This window comes from Rossellomorea aquimaris, from assembly GCF_008180865.1.
Lineage (GTDB): Bacteria > Bacillota > Bacilli > Bacillales > Bacillaceae_B > Rossellomorea > Rossellomorea yichunensis.
Genome location: NZ_VTEX01000004.1, coordinates 351,872 through 371,191, shown reverse-complemented (window position 1 = coordinate 371,191; position 19,320 = coordinate 351,872). Strand labels below are relative to the sequence as shown.

18 protein-coding genes and 1 pseudogene are annotated in these 19,320 nt (G+C 34.7%); 13 read left to right on the top strand and 6 right to left on the bottom strand.

The window, feature by feature from the left end:
• The first annotated feature begins 174 nt into the window (after positions 1-174).
• Positions 175-963, top strand: a complete 789-nt coding sequence (locus tag FZC88_RS17230; RefSeq protein ID WP_148995782.1) for an abortive infection family protein — start codon at positions 175-177, stop codon at positions 961-963.
• A gap of 14 nt (positions 964-977) precedes the next feature.
• Here the strand turns inward: FZC88_RS17230 and FZC88_RS24550 are convergent, their stop codons facing one another.
• On the bottom strand, positions 978-1,112 hold the full coding sequence (locus FZC88_RS24550; RefSeq protein ID WP_262371919.1) for a hypothetical protein: 135 nt from the start codon (positions 1,110-1,112) through the stop codon (positions 978-980).
• A gap of 211 nt (positions 1,113-1,323) precedes the next feature.
• On the opposite strand from FZC88_RS24550, the gene FZC88_RS17225 reads away from it, so the two are divergent.
• From FZC88_RS17225 to FZC88_RS17210, 4 genes are all read left to right on the top strand, one after another.
• The gene (locus FZC88_RS17225) at positions 1,324-3,363 is read left to right on the top strand and encodes a type I restriction-modification system subunit M (RefSeq protein ID WP_148995781.1); all 2,040 of its coding nucleotides are present in this window, start codon (positions 1,324-1,326) and stop codon (positions 3,361-3,363) included.
• Entirely contained in the window at positions 3,363-4,673 is a 1,311-nt protein-coding gene (locus tag FZC88_RS17220; protein ID WP_148995780.1) for a restriction endonuclease subunit S, read from the top strand. Before FZC88_RS17225 ends, FZC88_RS17220 begins: the two co-directional genes overlap by 1 nt.
• The gene (locus FZC88_RS17215) at positions 4,670-7,645 is read left to right on the top strand and encodes a type I restriction endonuclease subunit R (RefSeq protein WP_148995779.1); all 2,976 of its coding nucleotides are present in this window, start codon (positions 4,670-4,672) and stop codon (positions 7,643-7,645) included. The genes FZC88_RS17220 and FZC88_RS17215 overlap by 4 nt, the downstream gene beginning before the upstream one ends.
• Positions 7,646-7,780: 135 nt before the next feature.
• Positions 7,781-8,638 (top strand): helix-turn-helix domain-containing protein, encoded by an 858-nt coding sequence (locus FZC88_RS17210; RefSeq protein ID WP_148995778.1) that lies wholly within the window; start codon positions 7,781-7,783, stop codon positions 8,636-8,638.
• 146 nt (positions 8,639-8,784) lie between these two features.
• Here FZC88_RS17210 and FZC88_RS17205 read toward each other — a convergent pair whose 3' ends face one another.
• Entirely contained in the window at positions 8,785-9,117 is a 333-nt protein-coding gene (locus FZC88_RS17205) for a helix-turn-helix domain-containing protein (protein WP_148995777.1), read from the bottom strand.
• A 97-nt stretch (positions 9,118-9,214) separates the two neighbouring features.
• Between FZC88_RS17205 and FZC88_RS24135 the strand changes: the two genes are divergently transcribed.
• Genes FZC88_RS24135 through FZC88_RS17195 form a run of 3 tightly spaced genes read left to right on the top strand, consistent with a single transcriptional unit; the run spans position 9,215 to position 12,413 of the window.
• On the top strand, positions 9,215-9,355 hold the full coding sequence (locus FZC88_RS24135; protein WP_187443677.1) for a hypothetical protein: 141 nt from the start codon (positions 9,215-9,217) through the stop codon (positions 9,353-9,355).
• Positions 9,356-9,376: 21 nt separating this feature from the next.
• On the top strand, positions 9,377-10,849 hold the full coding sequence (locus tag FZC88_RS17200; protein WP_187443676.1) for a recombinase family protein: 1,473 nt from the start codon (positions 9,377-9,379) through the stop codon (positions 10,847-10,849).
• Entirely contained in the window at positions 10,827-12,413 is a 1,587-nt protein-coding gene (locus tag FZC88_RS17195) for a recombinase family protein (protein WP_148995775.1), read from the top strand. The genes FZC88_RS17200 and FZC88_RS17195 overlap by 23 nt, the downstream gene beginning before the upstream one ends.
• Positions 12,414-12,601: 188 nt before the next feature.
• On the opposite strand, the gene FZC88_RS17190 is transcribed toward FZC88_RS17195, so the two are convergent.
• Entirely contained in the window at positions 12,602-12,823 is a 222-nt protein-coding gene (locus FZC88_RS17190; RefSeq protein WP_148995774.1) for a hypothetical protein, read from the bottom strand.
• A gap of 483 nt (positions 12,824-13,306) precedes the next feature.
• Between FZC88_RS17190 and FZC88_RS24130 the strand changes: the two genes are divergently transcribed.
• The 3 genes from FZC88_RS24130 to FZC88_RS17185 all read left to right on the top strand — a co-directional run bounded on the left by FZC88_RS24130 (position 13,307) and on the right by FZC88_RS17185 (position 16,017).
• Positions 13,307-13,480, top strand: coding sequence for a hypothetical protein (locus tag FZC88_RS24130; protein WP_187443674.1), 174 nt, complete (start codon positions 13,307-13,309; stop codon positions 13,478-13,480).
• A gap of 371 nt (positions 13,481-13,851) precedes the next feature.
• On the top strand, positions 13,852-14,001 hold the full coding sequence (locus tag FZC88_RS24125; protein ID WP_187443673.1) for a hypothetical protein: 150 nt from the start codon (positions 13,852-13,854) through the stop codon (positions 13,999-14,001).
• A gap of 288 nt (positions 14,002-14,289) precedes the next feature.
• Positions 14,290-16,017: an ORC-CDC6 family AAA ATPase gene (locus tag FZC88_RS17185; protein ID WP_148995773.1), complete on the top strand. Its 1,728-nt coding sequence runs from the start codon at positions 14,290-14,292 to the stop codon at positions 16,015-16,017.
• Between the two features lie 462 nt (positions 16,018-16,479).
• Here FZC88_RS17185 and FZC88_RS17180 read toward each other — a convergent pair.
• Positions 16,480-16,683, bottom strand: a pseudogene (locus FZC88_RS17180) (RNA polymerase subunit sigma-70); the annotation flags it as partial.
• Between the two features lie 198 nt (positions 16,684-16,881).
• Here FZC88_RS17180 and FZC88_RS24120 point away from each other — a divergent pair.
• On the top strand, positions 16,882-17,019 hold the full coding sequence (locus FZC88_RS24120; RefSeq protein WP_172655779.1) for a hypothetical protein: 138 nt from the start codon (positions 16,882-16,884) through the stop codon (positions 17,017-17,019).
• Between the two features lie 70 nt (positions 17,020-17,089).
• Here the strand turns inward: FZC88_RS24120 and pssA are convergent, their stop codons facing one another.
• Positions 17,090-17,629 carry a CDP-diacylglycerol--serine O-phosphatidyltransferase gene (pssA, locus tag FZC88_RS17175; RefSeq protein ID WP_148995772.1) on the bottom strand — a complete coding sequence of 180 codons (540 nt, stop codon included), beginning with the start codon at positions 17,627-17,629 and terminating at the stop codon, positions 17,090-17,092.
• Positions 17,630-17,856: 227 nt separating this feature from the next.
• Here pssA and FZC88_RS17170 point away from each other — a divergent pair, with 227 nt between their 5' ends.
• Positions 17,857-18,639: a phosphatidylserine decarboxylase gene (locus FZC88_RS17170; protein WP_148995771.1), complete on the top strand. Its 783-nt coding sequence runs from the start codon at positions 17,857-17,859 to the stop codon at positions 18,637-18,639.
• A 125-nt stretch (positions 18,640-18,764) separates the two neighbouring features.
• Here FZC88_RS17170 and sda read toward each other — a convergent pair whose 3' ends face one another.
• Positions 18,765-18,905 (bottom strand): sporulation histidine kinase inhibitor Sda, encoded by a 141-nt coding sequence (gene sda, locus FZC88_RS17165; RefSeq protein ID WP_113970654.1) that lies wholly within the window; start codon positions 18,903-18,905, stop codon positions 18,765-18,767.
• Positions 18,906-19,320: the final 415 nt, after the last annotated feature.

The window sequence follows — 19,320 nt, the reverse complement described above, 5'->3', positions numbered from 1 at the left end:
TGAGACAAAAAAACCAACCAAAATAACTGGTTGGCATGCAAAATGATTTTTTCTCATTACTGACCGATTTTGAAACAATTCAGAATCAGCACATCTCTCCTGATTTATGGATTACAGGGAAGAACTCAATCGGTATAATGAATATAGTTTCAAATATTTGTTAGGAGTGTGAATATGGGGAAGTTAGGAAGAGTAGAAGTAAATAGTGTGGTTTCCTACATAGGTGTCAGTGGAGGTTATTTAGGAGATTTTTCTTATTCTACACATGCGGATTTCTACCCGAGTTATTGTGGGTTAGATATTAATCCGTATGATTATAATGGAACCACGAGAGAACGTTTTATTCAAATACTGACTGGTGCAACAGCATCTGATCAATCAAAAATTTTATTAGGTATTTTGGAGAAATATCCACTTCACCTTTTTGAAGATATGTTGCAGGATGAGATTATCAAACCAAGTGAATTTCAAAATAAAGAAAGGCTACATGAAAAAATCGAACAGTGGATTAATCAGCTTCGTGGCGAAGTAATCGAACAAGGAGAACTAAAGCATGATATCGAGTTTGTAAAAGAAGTTCTCCAGCAAGCGGACACATTGATATCAAAACATTCGTATAGCAGTGCAGTGGACCGTTCCCACACAGCAATTCACGGCTATCTGAAAGCACTTTGCGACGAACAAAACATCACTTTTAGTGAGCAAAACGTAAAGATCCAGGATATGTGGAGTAAACTCAAAACAGATCATCCGAGTTTTAACATAGAGGTTAGAGAGCATCAAAGACCCATCAATCAAACAGTAAATGCAATTGGTAAGTTTCTTGAGAACATGAATGACATTAGGAATCGCCATGGTTTCTCCCACCCAAACGAAGACATCATTGAAGAAAATGAAGCAAAATTTATCATTAACTTATCAAGGGTACTTCTTTACTACATCGACAGTAAAACAAATGAGTAAATACAAAAAAGCCGCTAACTGCTCGCGGCTTTTTCTAATGCTTTTTTGACAAGGAACTCTGCAATCAGCATTTGTACCCTTCTTGCCTTTTCCTCATCTAATTCTATATCTGTGGAGGGGTGATTGACGAATTCAATCTGCTTTGCCAAGCTGCATCACCTCATCACAATGTATGAAGCGAGAGGTTTGTCCTATCACATTTTAAAAAAACATACTTTTTAGAACTCTGTAGCCTTGATATGGCTAGAAATCCCCTCATTCGACAAAGTTAGACAAAATGTTCGACAACCTTAATGTAGAATAAAAAACGTAACCGACAACAAATTGAATAAAAGTATTTTAAATTGAGGTGTAGAACTTATGCAAATTATAAAAAACAGTGAATTTGTTAACTTCATATGGAAGAACGCAGAAATTCTTCGTGGGCCATATAAAAAAGAAGAATACCGTGATGTAATCCTGCCACTCAGCGTATTACGTCGTTTTGATTCCTTATTAGTGCCTACGAAAGCAAAAGTGCTGGAAAAGGTTAAAACTGTAAAGCATGATGCGATTTTGAACAGAATCACTGGGTACGATTTTAACAACACGAGTCCATTCGACTTCCAAACTTTGCTTCGTGACCCTGATAACATCGCAGCTAATCTTCGGAACTACATACAAGGTTTCTCTTCCAATGTGCGTGTGATTTTCGAACGCTTTGATTTTGAAGACGAAATAAAAAAAATGGATGAGCATAACCTGCTTTATAGCGTTATCCAACTGTTTGCAGCCATGGATCTTAGCGTAGAAAAGGTATCAAACATGCAAATGGGATACATATTTGAAGAACTAATTCGGCGTTTTTCTGAAAATGCTGAAGCTGGGGATCACTATACTCCTCGTGAAGTAATCAAGCTTATGGTAAACCTTATACTTAATGAAGATCAATCTGAACTTATGCAAGAAGGTAAGATAATTCAGGTAGGAGATTTTGCATGCGGAACAGGCGGAATGTTATCTGAAGCAACAGAGTTTATCAAAGAATTAAACCCGAGCACCCAAGTAGAAGTATTTGGACAAGAGCTCAATCCGAAGTCTTATGCGATTGCATGTGCCGATTTATTGATTAAAGGTCAAGACGCAGGGCATATTGCGTTCGGAAACTCTTTAAATGACAATGACGGACATAAAGACCTTAAGGTTCGATATGCACTTATGAACCCTCCTTTTGGCGTTGACTGGAAACATTATGGAGATAAAATCAAAGAAGAACACGAAGAAAAAGGCTTCGATGGACGCTATGGAGCAGGTCTCCCTCGTACATCGGATGGTTCTCTACTCTTCTTGCAACACATGGTTTCTAAGATGAAACAGGACGAAAAAGGTAGCCGTATGGCAATCATATTGAACGGTTCTCCTTTATTTACTGGTGATGCTGGTAGCGGCGAGAGTGAGATTCGACGTTGGATTATTGAAAATGATTTACTGGAAGGTATTATCGCTCTTCCTGACCAACTTTTTTATAATACTGGTATTACCACATATATTTGGGTACTATCTAACAGGAAGAACGAGGACATTGAAAAAGGTGCAGTACGAAAAGGAAAGATTCAATTGATTAACGGAACAAGCTTTTATGTAAAAATGTCAAGAAGTATGGGTAACAAGAGAAACGAAATCACAAATGAACAAATCTCTGAAATTTCACGAATTTATGGGGAATTTAAAGAAAACGAATTCAGTAAGATATTTGATAAAGAAGAATTTGGATATAAAAAAGTTATTGTTGAACGACCATTGCAATTGAATTTCATGATAACCCCCGAACGAATTGAAAATCTATACAATGAGTCAGCTTTTAATAAATTATTTGATGAACAAGTTTACCTTGATTTTCAACGTAAGAAAGATAAAAAGACTACTGATATTAAAAAACTTTCGAAGTTGAAAGAGGGTAAAAAGCTCCAAGAGAAAATAATCGCTATCCTTCAAGAGAATTTTTCTGACCAACTTTATAAGGATCGTGAAGAGTTTATCGCCACACTTAAACCACTTTTTAACAATGTTCCAGAGGTTAAATCGGGACTGTGGAAAGCCATTTACATGGGACTTTCAGAGCGTGATGAAACAGCAGATGTTTGCAAAGACAAAAAGGGGAATATTGAACCAGATCCGACACTTCGAGATATAGAGTACATACCGCTTACAGCGACAATTCACGAATATTTCAAGAGTAATGTTTTACCTCATGTGCCAAATGCATGGATTGATGAGAGTAAAACAAAAATTGGCTATGAACTGCCTATTACTCGCCATTTTTATAAATATGAAGGGTTAGAGGACTCAAAAGTTTTGAAACAACAGATAGTGAATCTAGAAGAAAGCATACAGGCGTTACTAAAGAAGGTGCTAGTCTGATGAAACTAAGAACATACAATTCCTACAAAGATACTAAGGTAGAATGGATTGGACAAATACCAAGCAATTGGGATTCTAAAAAAATTAAATACCTCTCACCTGTAAAAAGAGGTGCCTCTCCGAGACCTATAGATGATCCTAAATATTTCGAACAAGAAGGAAAATTTGCTTGGGTTAGAATTGCTGACGTATCAGCTTCGGGTAAATATTTAATTAATACCACACAAGCAATGTCAAGACTCGGTTCCAGTCTAAGTGTAAAATTATATCCAGGCGAATTATTTTTGAGCATAGCTGGCACTGTTGGAAAGCCATGTATAACGAATATAAACTGTTGCATCCATGACGGTTTTGTTTATTTTCCAAAACTAGCTGAAGAATTCCGAGAATATTTATTTTATGTTTTTGAATCTGGTCAACCTTATAAGGGACTAGGGAAATTAGGGACCCAACTTAACTTAAATACTCAAACCGTTGGTGATATTATCATTCCTATTCCCTCGGAACAAGAAATCAAAAAAATTATAGAATTTATTAGAGAGGCAGACGAAGGTATAAACAAAGCTATTATTTTAAGAAGAAAACAAATTGAAACTCTTCAAGAATATCGCGATTCTCTTATAAGTGAAACTGTAACTCGTGGGTTAGATCCTGACGTAAAAATGAAAGATAGTGGGACAGAGTGGATAGGTTTAATTCCTGAACACTGGGAGTTAAAAAAAGCAAAATATATTTTTAAAGAGATCAGTAAAAAGAACTTTCCAAAAGAGGAATTGCTTTCAGTAATGAAAGGGCGGGGACTAGTTCCCAGAAAAGATATCGAATCTGGAGTGGTAATGGCATTTAAAGATTTACAAAACTTCAAATTAGTTGAACCGAAAGAATTTGTAATACATTTAAGAAGTTTTCAGAGCGGCTTCGAATATTCTAAAATTAGGGGTATTGTTAGTCCTGCATATACAGTATTTAAAAACAGATATGATGTTGTTTCTGAATACTTTAAATATATGTTTTATAGTAAGACTTTCATTAATGTATTATCAACTTTGTCTTTGAGCTTAAGAGATGGGAAACCGATTTCGTTTCGAGATTTCGGAAATATGGTGTTATGTTTACCTCCCATTAAAGAACAAACAAAAATATCGAATTACTTAGTTGAAAAAACTAATGAAATAGAAAATACAATCAATAAACTTTCTTGTCAAATTAATACGTTAGAGAAGTATCGCCAATCCCTTATCTATGAAGCGGTAACTGGCAAAACCGATGTTCGCAATTATAAACAAAGTGATTTGGAGGTGAAAATATGATTGTTACACCTGATATCTTAAAAGAAAAGGCATTTCAAACAGTGGTCAAGGAATACTTGACCACTGAAAATGGCTATATCGAAGGAACGAACAAAGACTATAATATGCAATATGCAGTCGATGAAATGCAATTATTTACTTTTCTAGAGGAAACACAAGACAAAGCCCTAGAAAGGTTAAAAGATATTTATAAGGGTCAATATAAACAAAAGATTTTGTCAAGAATAGATACAGAACTGAAACGTCGCGGGATGATTGATGTACTACGAAAAGGGATTAAAGATTACGGAGTACAATTGAATTTCGCCTATTTTAAGCCACCGACTTCCTTGAATCAAGAGCTGATGGACTTGTATCAAAAAAACAGATTGTCTGTAACGGAGGAATTGATCCATAAAGAAGGAGAACGAATCGATCTCGTTATCTTCCTGAACGGTCTTCCTGTTCTTGCATTCGAGTTGAAGAATGAATTTACAGGTCAGGATGTAAGCGATGCCAAGCATCAGTGGATGCATGACCGAAGCGGAAAAGACCTTCTATTTCGTTTCAAGCAGCGTACTCTTGCCTGCTTTGCCGTTGATACAAATGAAGCATTCATGACAACGAAGCTAAACGGCACGAAAACGTTCTTCCTCCCCTTCAACAGGGGATTTAACGGCGGCAAAGGCAACCCGATTGTGAAAGGAAAACTGAGTACACATTACATATGGGAAGATTTGTTGTCTCAGGAGAACTTACTTGAGGTACTAGACAAATTTGTTTATCTCATCGTAGATGAAGACGAAGATGATGATGGTAATATCATCACAAAAGAAACGCTTATCTTCCCTCGTTATCATCAGCGAGACGCTGTAAAAAAAGTCATCACTCATGCAAAATCATTCGGTCCAGGACAGTCTTATCTTATCCAGCACAGTGCTGGGAGCGGTAAAACCAATTCCATCTCATGGCTCTCTCATCGACTAGCTACCTTACATAACGATAACAACGAATCCGTATTTGATGGTGCGATTGTGGTCACTGACCGTAAAGTCTTGGATAAGCAGCTTCAAAAGGCAGTGTATCAATTGGAGCATAAAGCAGGCATGGTGGAAAAGATTGAGGAGGATTCTACGCAGCTTGCAGACGCATTGAATAAGGGTGTAAAAATCATCATTACAACAATTCAGAAGTTCCCTTATATCTTAGATAAACTCGGAACACTGAAAAATATGAGATATGCCATTATTATCGATGAAGCTCACTCTTCCACTAGCGGGAAAAACATGGCAGCACTCACTACGAGTTTGACGCTTGAAGAGGCTCAAAAGTTGGATGAGGAAGCGGAAGCGAACGAACGTGATACAGAAGAGAAAATTCTCGATGAAATCAATCGTGTTGGAAAACAGTCTAATATCAGTTTCTTTGCTTTTACGGCAACGCCAAAAGGAAGCACATTAAAGATGTTTGGAACAGAAGATGCACAAGGGAAACCGCACCCGTTCCACCTTTACAGTATGAAGCAAGCGATTCAAGAAGGATTCATCATTGATGTGCTGAAAAACTACACCACGTACAAAATGTATTATCGTGTGGCAAAGAAAATTGAAGAGGACCCTGAGTTTGAAAGTGCCAAGGCAACGAAGGCAATATCACGTTTTGTGAGTCTGCACCCTCATAACATTGATCAGAAAACTGAAATCATCATCGAGCACTTCAGAAGGATTACTAGTAAAAAATTAAACGGTCAGGCAAAAGCGATGGTTGTAACCTCCTCGAGACTTCATGCTGTACGTTATAAGATAGCATTTGATCGATACATTAAACACAAGAATTATAAGGATATGAAGGCTCTGGTGGCGTTCTCAGGGACAGTAAAAGATAGCGGCGAGGACTATACAGAAACCGAGATGAACGGATTTGCCGAAAAACAGCTCCCAAAAAAGTTCGATAGCGATGAGTATCAAGTGCTGCTGGTAGCAGAAAAGTACCAAACTGGTTTTGACCAACCTAAGCTACATACAATGTTTGTTGATAAAAAACTCTCTGGTCTGAAAGCCGTTCAAACGCTCTCACGCTTAAATCGAACGTATCCAGGGAAAGAAGATACGTTCATTCTCGACTTTGTAAACGACCCTGATGACATCCGTAAAGCTTTTGAACCTTATTACGAAGATACGGTTCTTGAGGGTGATATTGACCCTAATGAGCTTTATAGCATCCAACAAGAGTTGCAGGATTACATGGTCTTAAATGATGAAGAAATTGATAAATTCATGGATATTCTCTATAAGGATAAACAAACCAAGCGTGATACTGAGCTTTCAAACAATTACATCGATTCGGCAAAGCGTCGTTATGATAATTTAACGGAAGAAGAACAACGAGACTTTGTAAGTAAAGCTAAGAAGTTCAATAGCATTTATATGTTCGTCTTACAAATTACTCCATTTAAGGATGTAGATCTGCATAAACTGTTTGTTTACCTTCGTTACCTGTTAAAGAAAATTGCATTGAAACCTGGCACAAAAGTTGATTTAGAGGACAAGGTGGTATTAGAATACTACTCTCTAAAAAAGAAAGAACAGGGTAGCATTTCCCTTGGAGAAGACGAGGAAGATTATACTGTTGGCATTGATATCAGTGGTGGCCGTGCAAATGAAGACCCGCCTAAAGATCCTCTTACAGCGATATTAGAGCGACTTAACTCTAAGAATGGTACGGAGTTTGGAGAACATGAAAAACTAAACATCCAGCAAATAGTTGATATAGCTGCAGGTGATGAAACTCTTCGATCACAAGCACAGAACAATTCATATGAAGATTTCATTCTCGGGTTTAGAAAACGATTTATGGACTATGTTGTAGATGGTTATGACAAGAACCAAGGTTTTTTTGGGAAAGTATTAGAAGATGATTTTTTCCGTGATCAACTTGAAGGTCATATAGGGGAACATATTTACGAAGTATTAAAACAAGCTAGTGCTCATTAATCGGCACTAGCTTGTTTCTTTAAGTGTGTTTTCATCTTTGAACTCTAGATTGAAAAACTAAAATGATTATTAAAATTCTTATTTTCGTATTTTTTCATATAGTTACCTTAGTAACCTTATGGGAGGGGTTTTCTTATGAAAGAATATAATGTGCATGAGGCACTATCAATCCTTCAAGAGTACTTTATAACTGATTCAATTCAAATGATCACTAGATGGATACGAGAAGGGAAAATTCCTGCTGTACGAGGTGAAAATCGAAAAGAAGGTTATAAAATACTTGACGAAGATCTATTCGAATTTATTGAGGAACAACGACCTGGGTTACCGTTTATTATGGAAGTATATCAGGAACATGTAAAAAAAATAACGCCAATACAGCCAAAGCAAAATTGTGAATCAATAGAAAATACAGGTACCAATAAAGTTAAAGACAATGTAGCAGAACAGGAAAAAATGATTTCTGAATTACAAGAAGAAAAGCAAATACTTGAATTTGATGTTCTAGAATTGAAAGAACAAATAAATGAATTAATAAAAACCAATGAATTATTAACAATTGAGAATCAAATATGTAATGAACTTTATGGGCTTGTAGATGATGAAAATTTAAAGCTTAAAACCCAAATTAACAGTAATAGTATCAAAAAATTTAAAAATAAGTCAAACAATGGAGAGAGAACGGATTTAAAAATGAAATCACTTTCATACAATGAATTCGAAAATCTGGGTTTATCTTTGATAAAGAAAATGAATAAAAACTTGGAGGAAGATGAAGTAATAAGTAACCTTAAAGAAGTATATCAAAAAATATTTGATGTGAATGGCTGTATCAATGGAAATTACCTAAAAGAAAAGATATTTATATGTCCATATACACATCGGGAATATAAAAGTCCCAAAGCGTATTATAAAAATTTGATAAGAAATTCTTTGAAGAACATAGAAAAGTCAACTGCAGGACAGGTGGAGTTAACCATTGTTGAAGATTAACACCTAACACCATTTTGAGGCAAAAAAGGAGTCCCAACTAAAACAAGCAAAGGGACTCTTAAATTTCACTACAATATTCATTTAAATGAACGTTATATTCATTTTTATGAATAATTGTGTAGATAGTGGCTAAAATAATTTTGATACTAATTCTTTGGTAAATAAACTTCTATTCCTTTTTCAATTGTTGATATCAGAAAGTTGGCTGCTTGGGGGTTAGTTTCCTCTAATTGTTTTAACTTGTCTTTTAAATTAAGCAACCTTGATTCTAACTCGTCAACTTCATCTTTGTAAAAGGAGAAGAGGTGCAATTCCTCTTGTAAAGCTTGTAAAAGAGAAAGTTGTATTGTGTCTGTTTTACCAGTTTCCAAATTACTAAGATAACCAGTGGAAATATCTAATTTTTCAGCAAATGAATTTAAAGAGATACCTTTGCTAGTACGCAATATTCTAATTCTTTCTCCAATATCTTGGAGCATAGTGGTCACCACTCCGATCAATATAATGTTAATTTCTACATTCTATAAGAGTTAAGCAATTCCTTCTTTTAAATATCAAAAAGATAAGGTGGTAATTATGAAGAAATATGATATTAGAGTGTCTGAAATAGGTTATATACATGATGAGCAAGCTGCAGACAGATGGTTTGAAATCTATATAGATCTTTTATTAGAGAGTAACAAAATTGAGAATACACCAGCATATGATGAAGAATGAATGGTTAAAGGAGGAGTTTACTTGAAGGTTGTTGCTTATTATAGAAATTCCATCACGAAAGAAAAGCAGAAGCTATCTATACTCATGCAACGTGATCACGTTCATGAGTTAGCCAATTCAAACAAGTTAATTATTGATGAAGAATTCAGTGACGATGAAACTTCAGCTAGAAAAACAAATACAAAGGACAGACCAGAAATGTCTAAGTTGTTAAAAGAAATCCAAAAAGGAAACGTTAAAACATTACTCGTGTATAGCAGATGCCGAATTGCAAGAAAAGTTTATCAATACATGGAGATATATAGGATATTTAAGGAGCATCAAATACAGGTTTTATTCGCAGGGAAGCATGAATTTCCAATGCTTTTTTCAATTGAAGGAGAATTAATTGAACGTATCATGGCATCTTTTAACCAACATGAAGCTGATAACCTTGTAAAAAAGTTAAGGGATGCAAAGATTACTAAAGCCAAAGGGGGCCTTCATGCCGTAGGGCCAATAAATATAGGTTATGAAAAAAACCCTTTGAAAGACGGTGACTGGAATGTAGTGCAAGAAGAAGCTCAAGACATAAAGCAAATTTATAACTTATTTTTGAGTAACGAATTTAAAAGTTTCAATCAGTTTGTAAGGTTAGTAAACGAAAAAGGTTATTTATATAAGGGGCTCCAATGGTCATATGGTAACTTGAAAAACCTCTTGAAAAACAAAGTATATATAGGAAAGAGGACGTATAGTGACAATGATACTGTAATAACAAGGGAAGTCCCGCATCTTAGAATAATTAGCGACCAAGAATGGAATTCGGCTCAAAAGAAACTACAAGGATATTATCGAGAAGCGGGTGATAATACTTCAATTACCTTTTTATTAAAAGATATAATAAAGTGTTTGGACTGCAAAGAAAGTTTAAATACTAAAAAGCTAAAAGGTAAGGCTGTTTACCAGTGTAACAATCATAAGGATATTAGGTATGAAAAAAACATTATTGAAAAAGAAATTATCAGAAAAGCTAATGATTTCTTTGAAGATATCCTTTCACCAAATGTAGGTGTGTTTTTAGAGAAAATGATACGAGAAGATTCCAAAACTTATAAAGACCTAGAATTATTGTCAAAGAAAATTGAAGATGAAATTAAAACCAAAATTGCCGAACAGCTTGATGCTATCTTAGCAGCAGATAAAGCAGAGCAATTGTCTAATGAATTAATTGGTCTTAATGATCAATTAAATGAGGTGAATGAACAATATTTAAGTTGTAAGGATAAGTGGTATGAAAAACAAGCCACTCTTGAACAATTGAAAAAATTTCATAAAGAGTTTAAGCCTCCTTATGAAATAATTCATGCAGGGTTAAAAGAGGAAGAAACAATGAGTTTACTTCTTGACATTATTGGAGTTATATACGCAGTTAGCAAGACTGAGGTACAAGTTATTTTTAAGCATCCCCATGTGGATGCATTAGGAGGAAATGAAACCATTGAGTTTATCTAATATTATTCAGCCTGGCATGAGGGCTGTTTTCTACGGTAGGCATTCCACAGATAAGCAGAATATGGATACACAATTAAGAAGTGCTTATGATTTTGCAGAAAAGTACCAATGTGAGATCATTGATGAAATTTCAGATGAAGGAGTTTCATCAAGGAAAAAGGTCAGAGAGGGACTGGAATATCTAATTAAAAGAGCTAACGAAAAAAGTTTTGATTTTATCATTGTTTATTCGCACTCTAGACTAGCTCGATTACCAGAAGAACACGATGCACTTCGTCTTACTATGAATATGCTGGGTATTCACATCGTGGAAAGCAGCACTGAAACTCTTTACAGTTACGGAGACATTGTCTATTCGTCTATAAAGGATGCCCTAGCTAAATATGAACTTGATAAGATAAGAGTTACTACAAAAGATGCTTTAAAATCTCTGTTAAACCAAGGGCTTTGGACAGGGGGAAAGGCACCATTTGGTTATAAGTATCATAAAAAGCTACGGAAGACAGGTAAGCATGATAACCAACAGGTAATTGAATCAATAAAGAAAGAACTTTCTATTGACCAAGTCATTGCAATAGAGAAAGGCAAGTTTGAAAAATGTGATGAAGAGCTCGTTCATGTTAAAGAGATTTTTAATCTCTACAAAAGCGGATACGGCTTTAATCAAATTGCCACTAAGCTCCCAGCAGGAAGTTATAAAGGGGGAAATTGGGAGAAGCAAAAAGTGAAACAAATAGTTCTGAATCCATTCTATGCTGGATTCATGACAATAAAGAAGACAAACACTACTTCTCATAATTCTCTAAACCCCAGGGAGGACTGGGTAATGAAGAAGAGCCCACTTATTGACCCCGTAATTACTCAAAAGGAGTGGGAAGAATGTTTCTTTCAATATACTCAGAGGAAAGAGAAAAAGCATCCACCCAATTACTACAAAACAAGTTTCTATCTTAACAATTTGATTGTTTGTAAGGTATGTAACCAACCTTTAAAGGGTAAAGACCAACGTTCAAAAGGCTATGGAGGGAAATTTTATGTATGCTATCCATGTGATTATAAGATATGTGTAGACAGTCTTCATAAAGAAATGTTTTCCTTGTTTCAAAAAATTCAAAGTGAAAGTCCAGAAAAAGTAATGAAAGCTATTAAGGAAAAGGTGAAGAAACAACTCTCAAGTTTACAAGAGGAAAAGGCAATTCTTGAGAAGAGTAATGGAGAAGAAAACTTAAAAATCCTAACAGTAAAAAGTAGGATTGCCCAGTTATTTTCTTCAGAAGCGGATAAATCCATTATCAAATACTTAAATATAGGAAAAGAAATTCTAACTCAATCTGTAAACCAAAGAGACAAACAGATAGTGGAATTGCAAAGCAAAATTGCTAAATTGCAAGAAATTGATGCAGATGAACAATATATCGAAGGTCTTATCTTAGACCTCCGTAGCCTTCCAGGTTTATCTAATGTGAAGGTAAGAAAATTATTCCTCTATTTTGTTGAGTATGTAAAAGTCGATCCTCCAAATAAGTTTGAATGTAAATTAAAGATAGACTTAAGTAACATATAGCTAAGCCTAATATGGGGTTCCGTTTAGGGAGACAAAACGTTATTACAAACCTTGAATAAAAGATCAAAAAACCCAGATTTAAATTGTTCTGAGTTTTTGATCTTTTTAACTTCATAATTCGATAAGGTTTTTAGTTCTATAAGAAATTACTTCTCATAGCTGAGGTTATATTGAGGTTTTTCATGAATTTATTCTGCTTCAAATTCAATGTCTAAATCTTGCCTTTTAAGTTTGAATTTGATTTTTTTATTTTTTAGGATATAAATACCCCCTAATACCCCTCCTATTCCTATTGCCTTTTCAGGGTGTTTTCTAATAGCATCCCCAAAAGCTTTACCGACTTCAGTAACTGATGCTCCTACTTCTTTCATCTTTTCACCATTAGAAAAAATTTTGTTTATTTCTGACATATATCTATATCCCTTCTTTTTATAATTTGATAAATCTAATATACCATTTTAAAGAGGAGGCATAGTAAAAAAATTACAGTTATGTTTGTTCATATACTATGGAAGAAAAATGGACAACCTTTAATACTTCGGTTTTAAGGATATTTTTTTAAATAATCTCGGTAATAGGGTAGGAAAGCGATCGCTTTCCTACCCTATTACCGAGAAAAAAAGCGGCGGTACTAAAGGAATAAGGGACATCCCCTCTATTTTGAAAAAAAGTTTCAAGTGCAATTCTTCGTTCTCGGTTTTTTGGCTACGTAAGTAAAGTTATTCTCGGTTCTTTAATAAAGTAACCTTATCCATATAAGGTAAAAGAATATTACAAGAATATCGTTACAAGATCATACTAATCATTCTAATTTTATTTTGTTTTTTCTTTTTGGATGAAAAAGGTAAAAGACTACCATTTGTCGAATTTACAGGATAAAAGGAGGAGGTTAATTGGAACTTTATTATTTAGGAACTCTAAGCACTGAAAATCAATGTTGGGAAGAACATGTGGAAGTGTCAAAGATACTTTTTGATTATGATTTACTTTCAGAAGAAGAATTTAAGGGAGGTACAAGCCTTAAAGCAAGAAAACAATTTGAAATAGCAAAGATGGAACATCTTTAAAGTGAAGGTCTTTTCATGGTTCAAACCATGGAAGGATTTTTTATTTGGAATTATATGGAGGTATCTAATGAGTAGACAAAATGATTTTGATTCATACGTAAGAGTTATGAAAACATTCTAGATTAAAATAAATAAGCTTCTAGGAGAGAGGTTCATAAATAATCACAAGAAAACTTTACTCTTCATTTTATTGGAAACAGTTTCAAAGGGAGTATATTGAGACAAATATACACAAAATTACTCAAAATTTAAAAAATTTATCCTGGAATTTGGTGAGTGGGAAGACGCAAAGAGAGTAAGTCTTCAACCATTAGCTTTGTTGCTTGAGAACACATCAAATCAAAATTAACGTAGGCTAAAAGTGCCACGTTATGAATGGGATATCGGATTACCCATTGGCAACAGCTGCTCAATTTCAATATGATTCTACATTAGAGAAAATTAAAGAATTAATGCCTAAAGGAGTTACAGCAATAGATGGTGTCGATATTCATAGGCATACTCACGTGATTCTCTTGTAGAGGTCCAGAAATTGTTTAGTACAATGAAGCAAGATCAATTGGAGCGGATGAATTATTTGATCATGCTGACTACCCACATAATGTTCATTACACTAAACAAAAAGAAGACGGTGAATGTCAGCGATATTTAATTATTTTCCTTGTTTCCTTGATTGTAAATAAACTTAATTTTGAAAGTTGTATGATTTTGGGTTGTTAGTTACTGTTATTTTTTTCTTTTCAAAATAGTGTAATTTGATATAATTTTATTCATAGGAAAAGAGTAAGGATAAAAGGGGAAAGTTATAAGTGGAAAAACTACACGTATCAGATTTAGATAAACTTAGAAATTTGTATATAAAGAGACCGTTTAAAGTTAGAAATGCTGATGAATTTAATTTAGAACAAATCTTAGATTTTTTTATTGATCCCACAAATGGGTTATCAAGCCCATTTGATTATGAAAATGTGATAGTAAAGGGACGTATGGGAACAGGTAAAACCATGTATCTTAGGGCAAATCATGCTTGTTACTTATATTCCTTAGTTCCATCATTATTGAGATCTGAAGAAATAATACTGCCTGTCTATATAAAGTTAAGTGACTTTCAGCATATAAATAATCCTACTGACATTTATAATGCATTTATCATAAAACTTATAGAAGAAATATCTTCAGTGTTTTTGCACCTTCAGGACGGTGAAAAACTTGCAAATTTACATAATGGAATAACAACTTTACCATTATCTACTGTAGGAAGTGACCACAAATTAGCGAAAATATTGAACGAACTAAGAAAGTTAAACGCTGATGAGTACGTTGAGAAGATACAAAAGGATATAAATTATTCTGGTAAAGCAAAGCCCAACTTTTTTGAGCTTTCTGCTCAATACAAGGAAGGAAAAGTAGTTGAACTTAAACAAAATAGACATCCTGGAATAGCTGACGTAAATCATGTATATAATACTTTACTTAAAGATGTAAACGGGAAAATCCTTCTCCTTATTGACGAAGCTGGTTCAGTGAACAAAGCTTTCTTTAAGCAAGAAGAGGGGGAACCATCACTTTTTGAAGTGCTTATGAATCAATTAAGGACTTTAGACTATGTAAGAACAAAAGTAGCTGTGTATCCACACTCAACTGCAGATATATTAAATGAAACCAGATATGGTGATATTGTGTGGTTACAAGAAGATATTACAAGTAATGTGGGATACAATTCTTTTAGGGAAAAGACATTAGAACTTGTTGAAAGGTACATATCTAGTTCAATGGATGAAGAACTTAAGTATGACTTTTTATTTAGCTTATCAAGTGAAGAAGGAGACTTGTTTGAACAATTAATTAATGCTTCTAATGGTAATGCAAGAAGGTTTGTTCAGTTGTTAGATCAATCATTAAATGTTGCTTATAATTTGAATAAAGGCTCAGAAGAAGTGAAAATAGCTCATGTGAAAATTGCACTTAGAGAGCATGCTAAATCTATGGAGTCATTATTTAGTGAAGTTGATAAGGATTTTCTGAATAACCTAGCTAAAACTTGTAAAAGTAGGGGCACATATAGATTTCAATATCCAAGTAAGTCCTTACCTTTGTCAAAATACGTTAATAAATCTGAAGAGTATAATGTCCTCAACATTATAGATAATGGCACAGGCCGTAAAGGAACAACTTATGCGTTTGATTACGCATATTGTCTTTATTTTGATATTCCAACGCACTACTTATCTGGCTCTGAGAGAATAGATAGAACACGAAGTAGGAAGAATGGAGAATGGATAAAGAAAGTAACTAAGATTTCTGATGTCCTTTTAGAACATACATCATTCCCAGGAAAAATCGAAGGACGAGTTGTGTGGGTTAGAGAAGATAAAGGTTTCATCAAAGGTGATGACGATATTGACTATTTCTTTGAACAGTCATTTGTAATTATAGACGACAGGGAAAAAGTCTTATTTCATGAGAAGAGAGTAAGATTCATACCTTCAAAATTAGAAACTGGGGGGCATATTGCGATTGATATAGAAATTCTTTAAAGAGCGTTTAAGATAGTTTAAACTTGAGAAACGATAAAATAACAGTACTGTGCAAAACGCACCTTGGTTATTTGTTAAATAACCAAGATGCATATTATATTCCTCTTCTTACTGTAAGATTTTGAAAGTATATTCCCAATTGTTTAATTAAATGCAAATAATTCTTATTTAAACTCTATAATCGACTGAAAAACACAATCCGTAATACAATGGGATTTATAAAATAAATTTAGATTTCTTACCCAGAAAAACATATGTGAAATTAAGGGGATTTATAATGAGAAGTCTTCTTCTCTAAGTTATTAGCACAATAATGTTGAAGTTTATTTTTTTTAGTAAATTGATAATAGAGGCTTGTCCATTTCCTTTATTGATTTAGATTGTTTGGAGCCTTTTCGATCTAAACGAAACATACTAAAAATTTTATAGTTCAAATTAAGCGACATCATATCATGTTCATAACTTCTTGACGATGTGAGCAACCAATCGCAGGTTATGTTCAATGAGCATATTACGGGCATGCTCATCTCCTTCTGCCATCAGCCTTAAATATTTTCGTTCATCTGCTGCAGATAGAGGTTGAGGGAATGCATTGTTCTTTACGTAAGAAACGAGGAAAATTAACTCTTTAATGAAATACCCCAGTGCCGTTAGAACTCCAGACATATTCACACCTCCATGAGGACTTAAGCCTATACTCATTCATATGATAAGAAAGGGATGTCCTTGCATGTCCCTGGAAAGTAATCAAAGAAATCGTAAACTTTCTTTCCGGAGAATTCGGGTAATAAAGTTGGAAACTGCCTATACGCTATTTCCCTATGTACATATACTAGTAGTAAAAGTAGGTGAGGAGGTATTGCAATGCCGTATGGATACCCTTGTTATGGACCAGTCTATCCAGGTTATTATGGTGGTGGCGGATTTTACTTCGCTCTAGTCGTTGTATTACTAATCTTACTTTTCCTATTTGGTGGATGGTGGTACTACAATAACTGTTAGCCTGACAAGCACAACATTTATAACCTGACAGAGCCCTGTTCACAAGGTGAACAGGGCTAGTCATACCTCCTTACATCTTCTTCAATGTAAAAGGACTTACCATTAATACAGCTAGAGTAATTGTCATACATAAAATCAGCACACCTGAAACAAAAGGGATAGCCAGGTAGCACAGAGTCAGTAAACATCCGGCTACGGTGATCGGCAATCCTGTAAAGTAGCCATCGTTTTCTGAAATATTGAAGCGGGCTAACCGAAAAGCTCCACATCCAATATAAAATATGGTGAAAAACATCCCCGGAAAGTCATACTGATTAAGAACGGCTATATACAGGAGCAGGGCAGGAGCAATGCCAAATGATATGATATCACTCATGGAATCCAGCTGTTTTCCTAACTCTGACTCAATGTTCATTTTCCTCGCAACCATCCCATCGAAGCGGTCTGTTAAGGCAGCGATGAAAATCAATAACAAGCTTAGGTTTAATTGATTATGAAGTATTGAAATAATAGCAAATCCGCCTAATGATAAGTTGGACAAAGTAATGAGGTTGGCCGTTTGACTTTTTAGCTTTTTAAATGTTTGGTCGACGACTTCGGAGAGAAACAAACATCACTCACTCCCTTTGAATAAGTTTGTTCACTACTGAACATGTTTTCTGGCTAACATATTCACTCTACATACGTTTGCAGAAACAATTGGAATGGTAACCACAATATATGTTAAATCCCGCAGTGAAAAAAGATTCTTATAAATATAGTATATAATAATATTTTATTATATACTTATTAAACTGTTAAAGTTAATCGTTTTTTAGAAATTTGTGAGGGATATTAATGAAGCAATCCATTTATCGTCTATTTATCGAACTAACAAATAAAAAATGGTCCTCTTATATGATCAGGAAATTTGTACAGTCTTCATTGAGTCGGCCATTTATTTCATCATTTATAAAAACGTACAAAATAAATGTGGATGAAATAGAAGGCCGTGTAGCTGATTATGAAACGCTGCATGATTTCTTTATAAGAAATCTGAAAGAGGATGCAAGGGTCGTGAACTATAGTGAGGAACAAGCGGTCAGTCCAGTTGATGGATTACTGGCCGATACCGGCAGCATTTCCGATGACCTTGTAATTGAAGTCAAAGGAAAGCCCTACTCCGTTCTTGATATGCTTGGCAGTGAAGGGAAAGCTTCTGATTATAGTGGGGGGGGATTCGCAGTATTTTATTTGAGCCCTGCGAATTATCACCGTATTCACAGCCCGGTATCAGGCACGATTTTAAGCAGGTGGTCACTAGGACAGCATTCCTACCCGGTCAATGAACTGGGATTGTTATACGGAAAAGAAGCCCTTTCAAAAAACTTCCGCTCTATTACGGAGCTGAAGCATGTAAGAGGGAAAGTAGCTGTCGTAAAAGTAGGGGCCATGTTTGTCAACAGCATTGATTATATTCATGAGGAAAAAGAATGGACACAAGGCGAAGAGGTCGCATACTTCAGCTTCGGCTCCACCGTCATTCTCCTTTTTGAAAAAAATACGTTCCGATTGTCGCCGAATAAAGAAGTACCTAGAAATGTGACGGTAGGGGAAACGATTGGAGATTTCATTAAATAACGCTGCTTTCTAAAGATTGAAGCGGAAATCAGGCACTGCTTCCTCAGTCACATCGTTACGAAAACATCCTTATATAAAAAAGAGGACGGATTTTAAACAAATCCGTCCCATTTCATGTTAGTATTCTACGATGAAGCTTTTATTTTATTAGTAAGAGATCGACGGTGAATTTCCATTTCGATGAGGCGAATGAATTCTGTATTGAGTTTCAACTCCAACGCTTTGAAATATGAATCAATCAACAGTTCGTCCGATAATTTCCTCATTAATGCCACCTCCAATAACCATCAACTTTTTTGTATTTCGAAACATAATGTTAGTACGTTTTTAAGTAGTAATTAAACTTTACCAAATTTGTTTTTTCAGAACAAGCGTTCCGTTATCCACAGTTCACGGTGGATAAGTTGTGACTAACTTGTATATAACTGGTAAATAAGCGATGTTTATGTCTTGTATAATGTGAATAAGGTTATCCACAACCATGAAAGCATCTGGAAATTTGTCGAAAAATATTTATTCTCCTTGGGAATATTTATGGAATTCCAGGAATATATGTGATTTATTTTGAATCTGCAGGAAAAATTGGTTATCATTAATCTGTTATACGTTAAAAGGTACTATAGAGAGAATCGATATCCGCAGAAACAATGGACGTTTGAGCTATACGACAAAGAAGAAAAG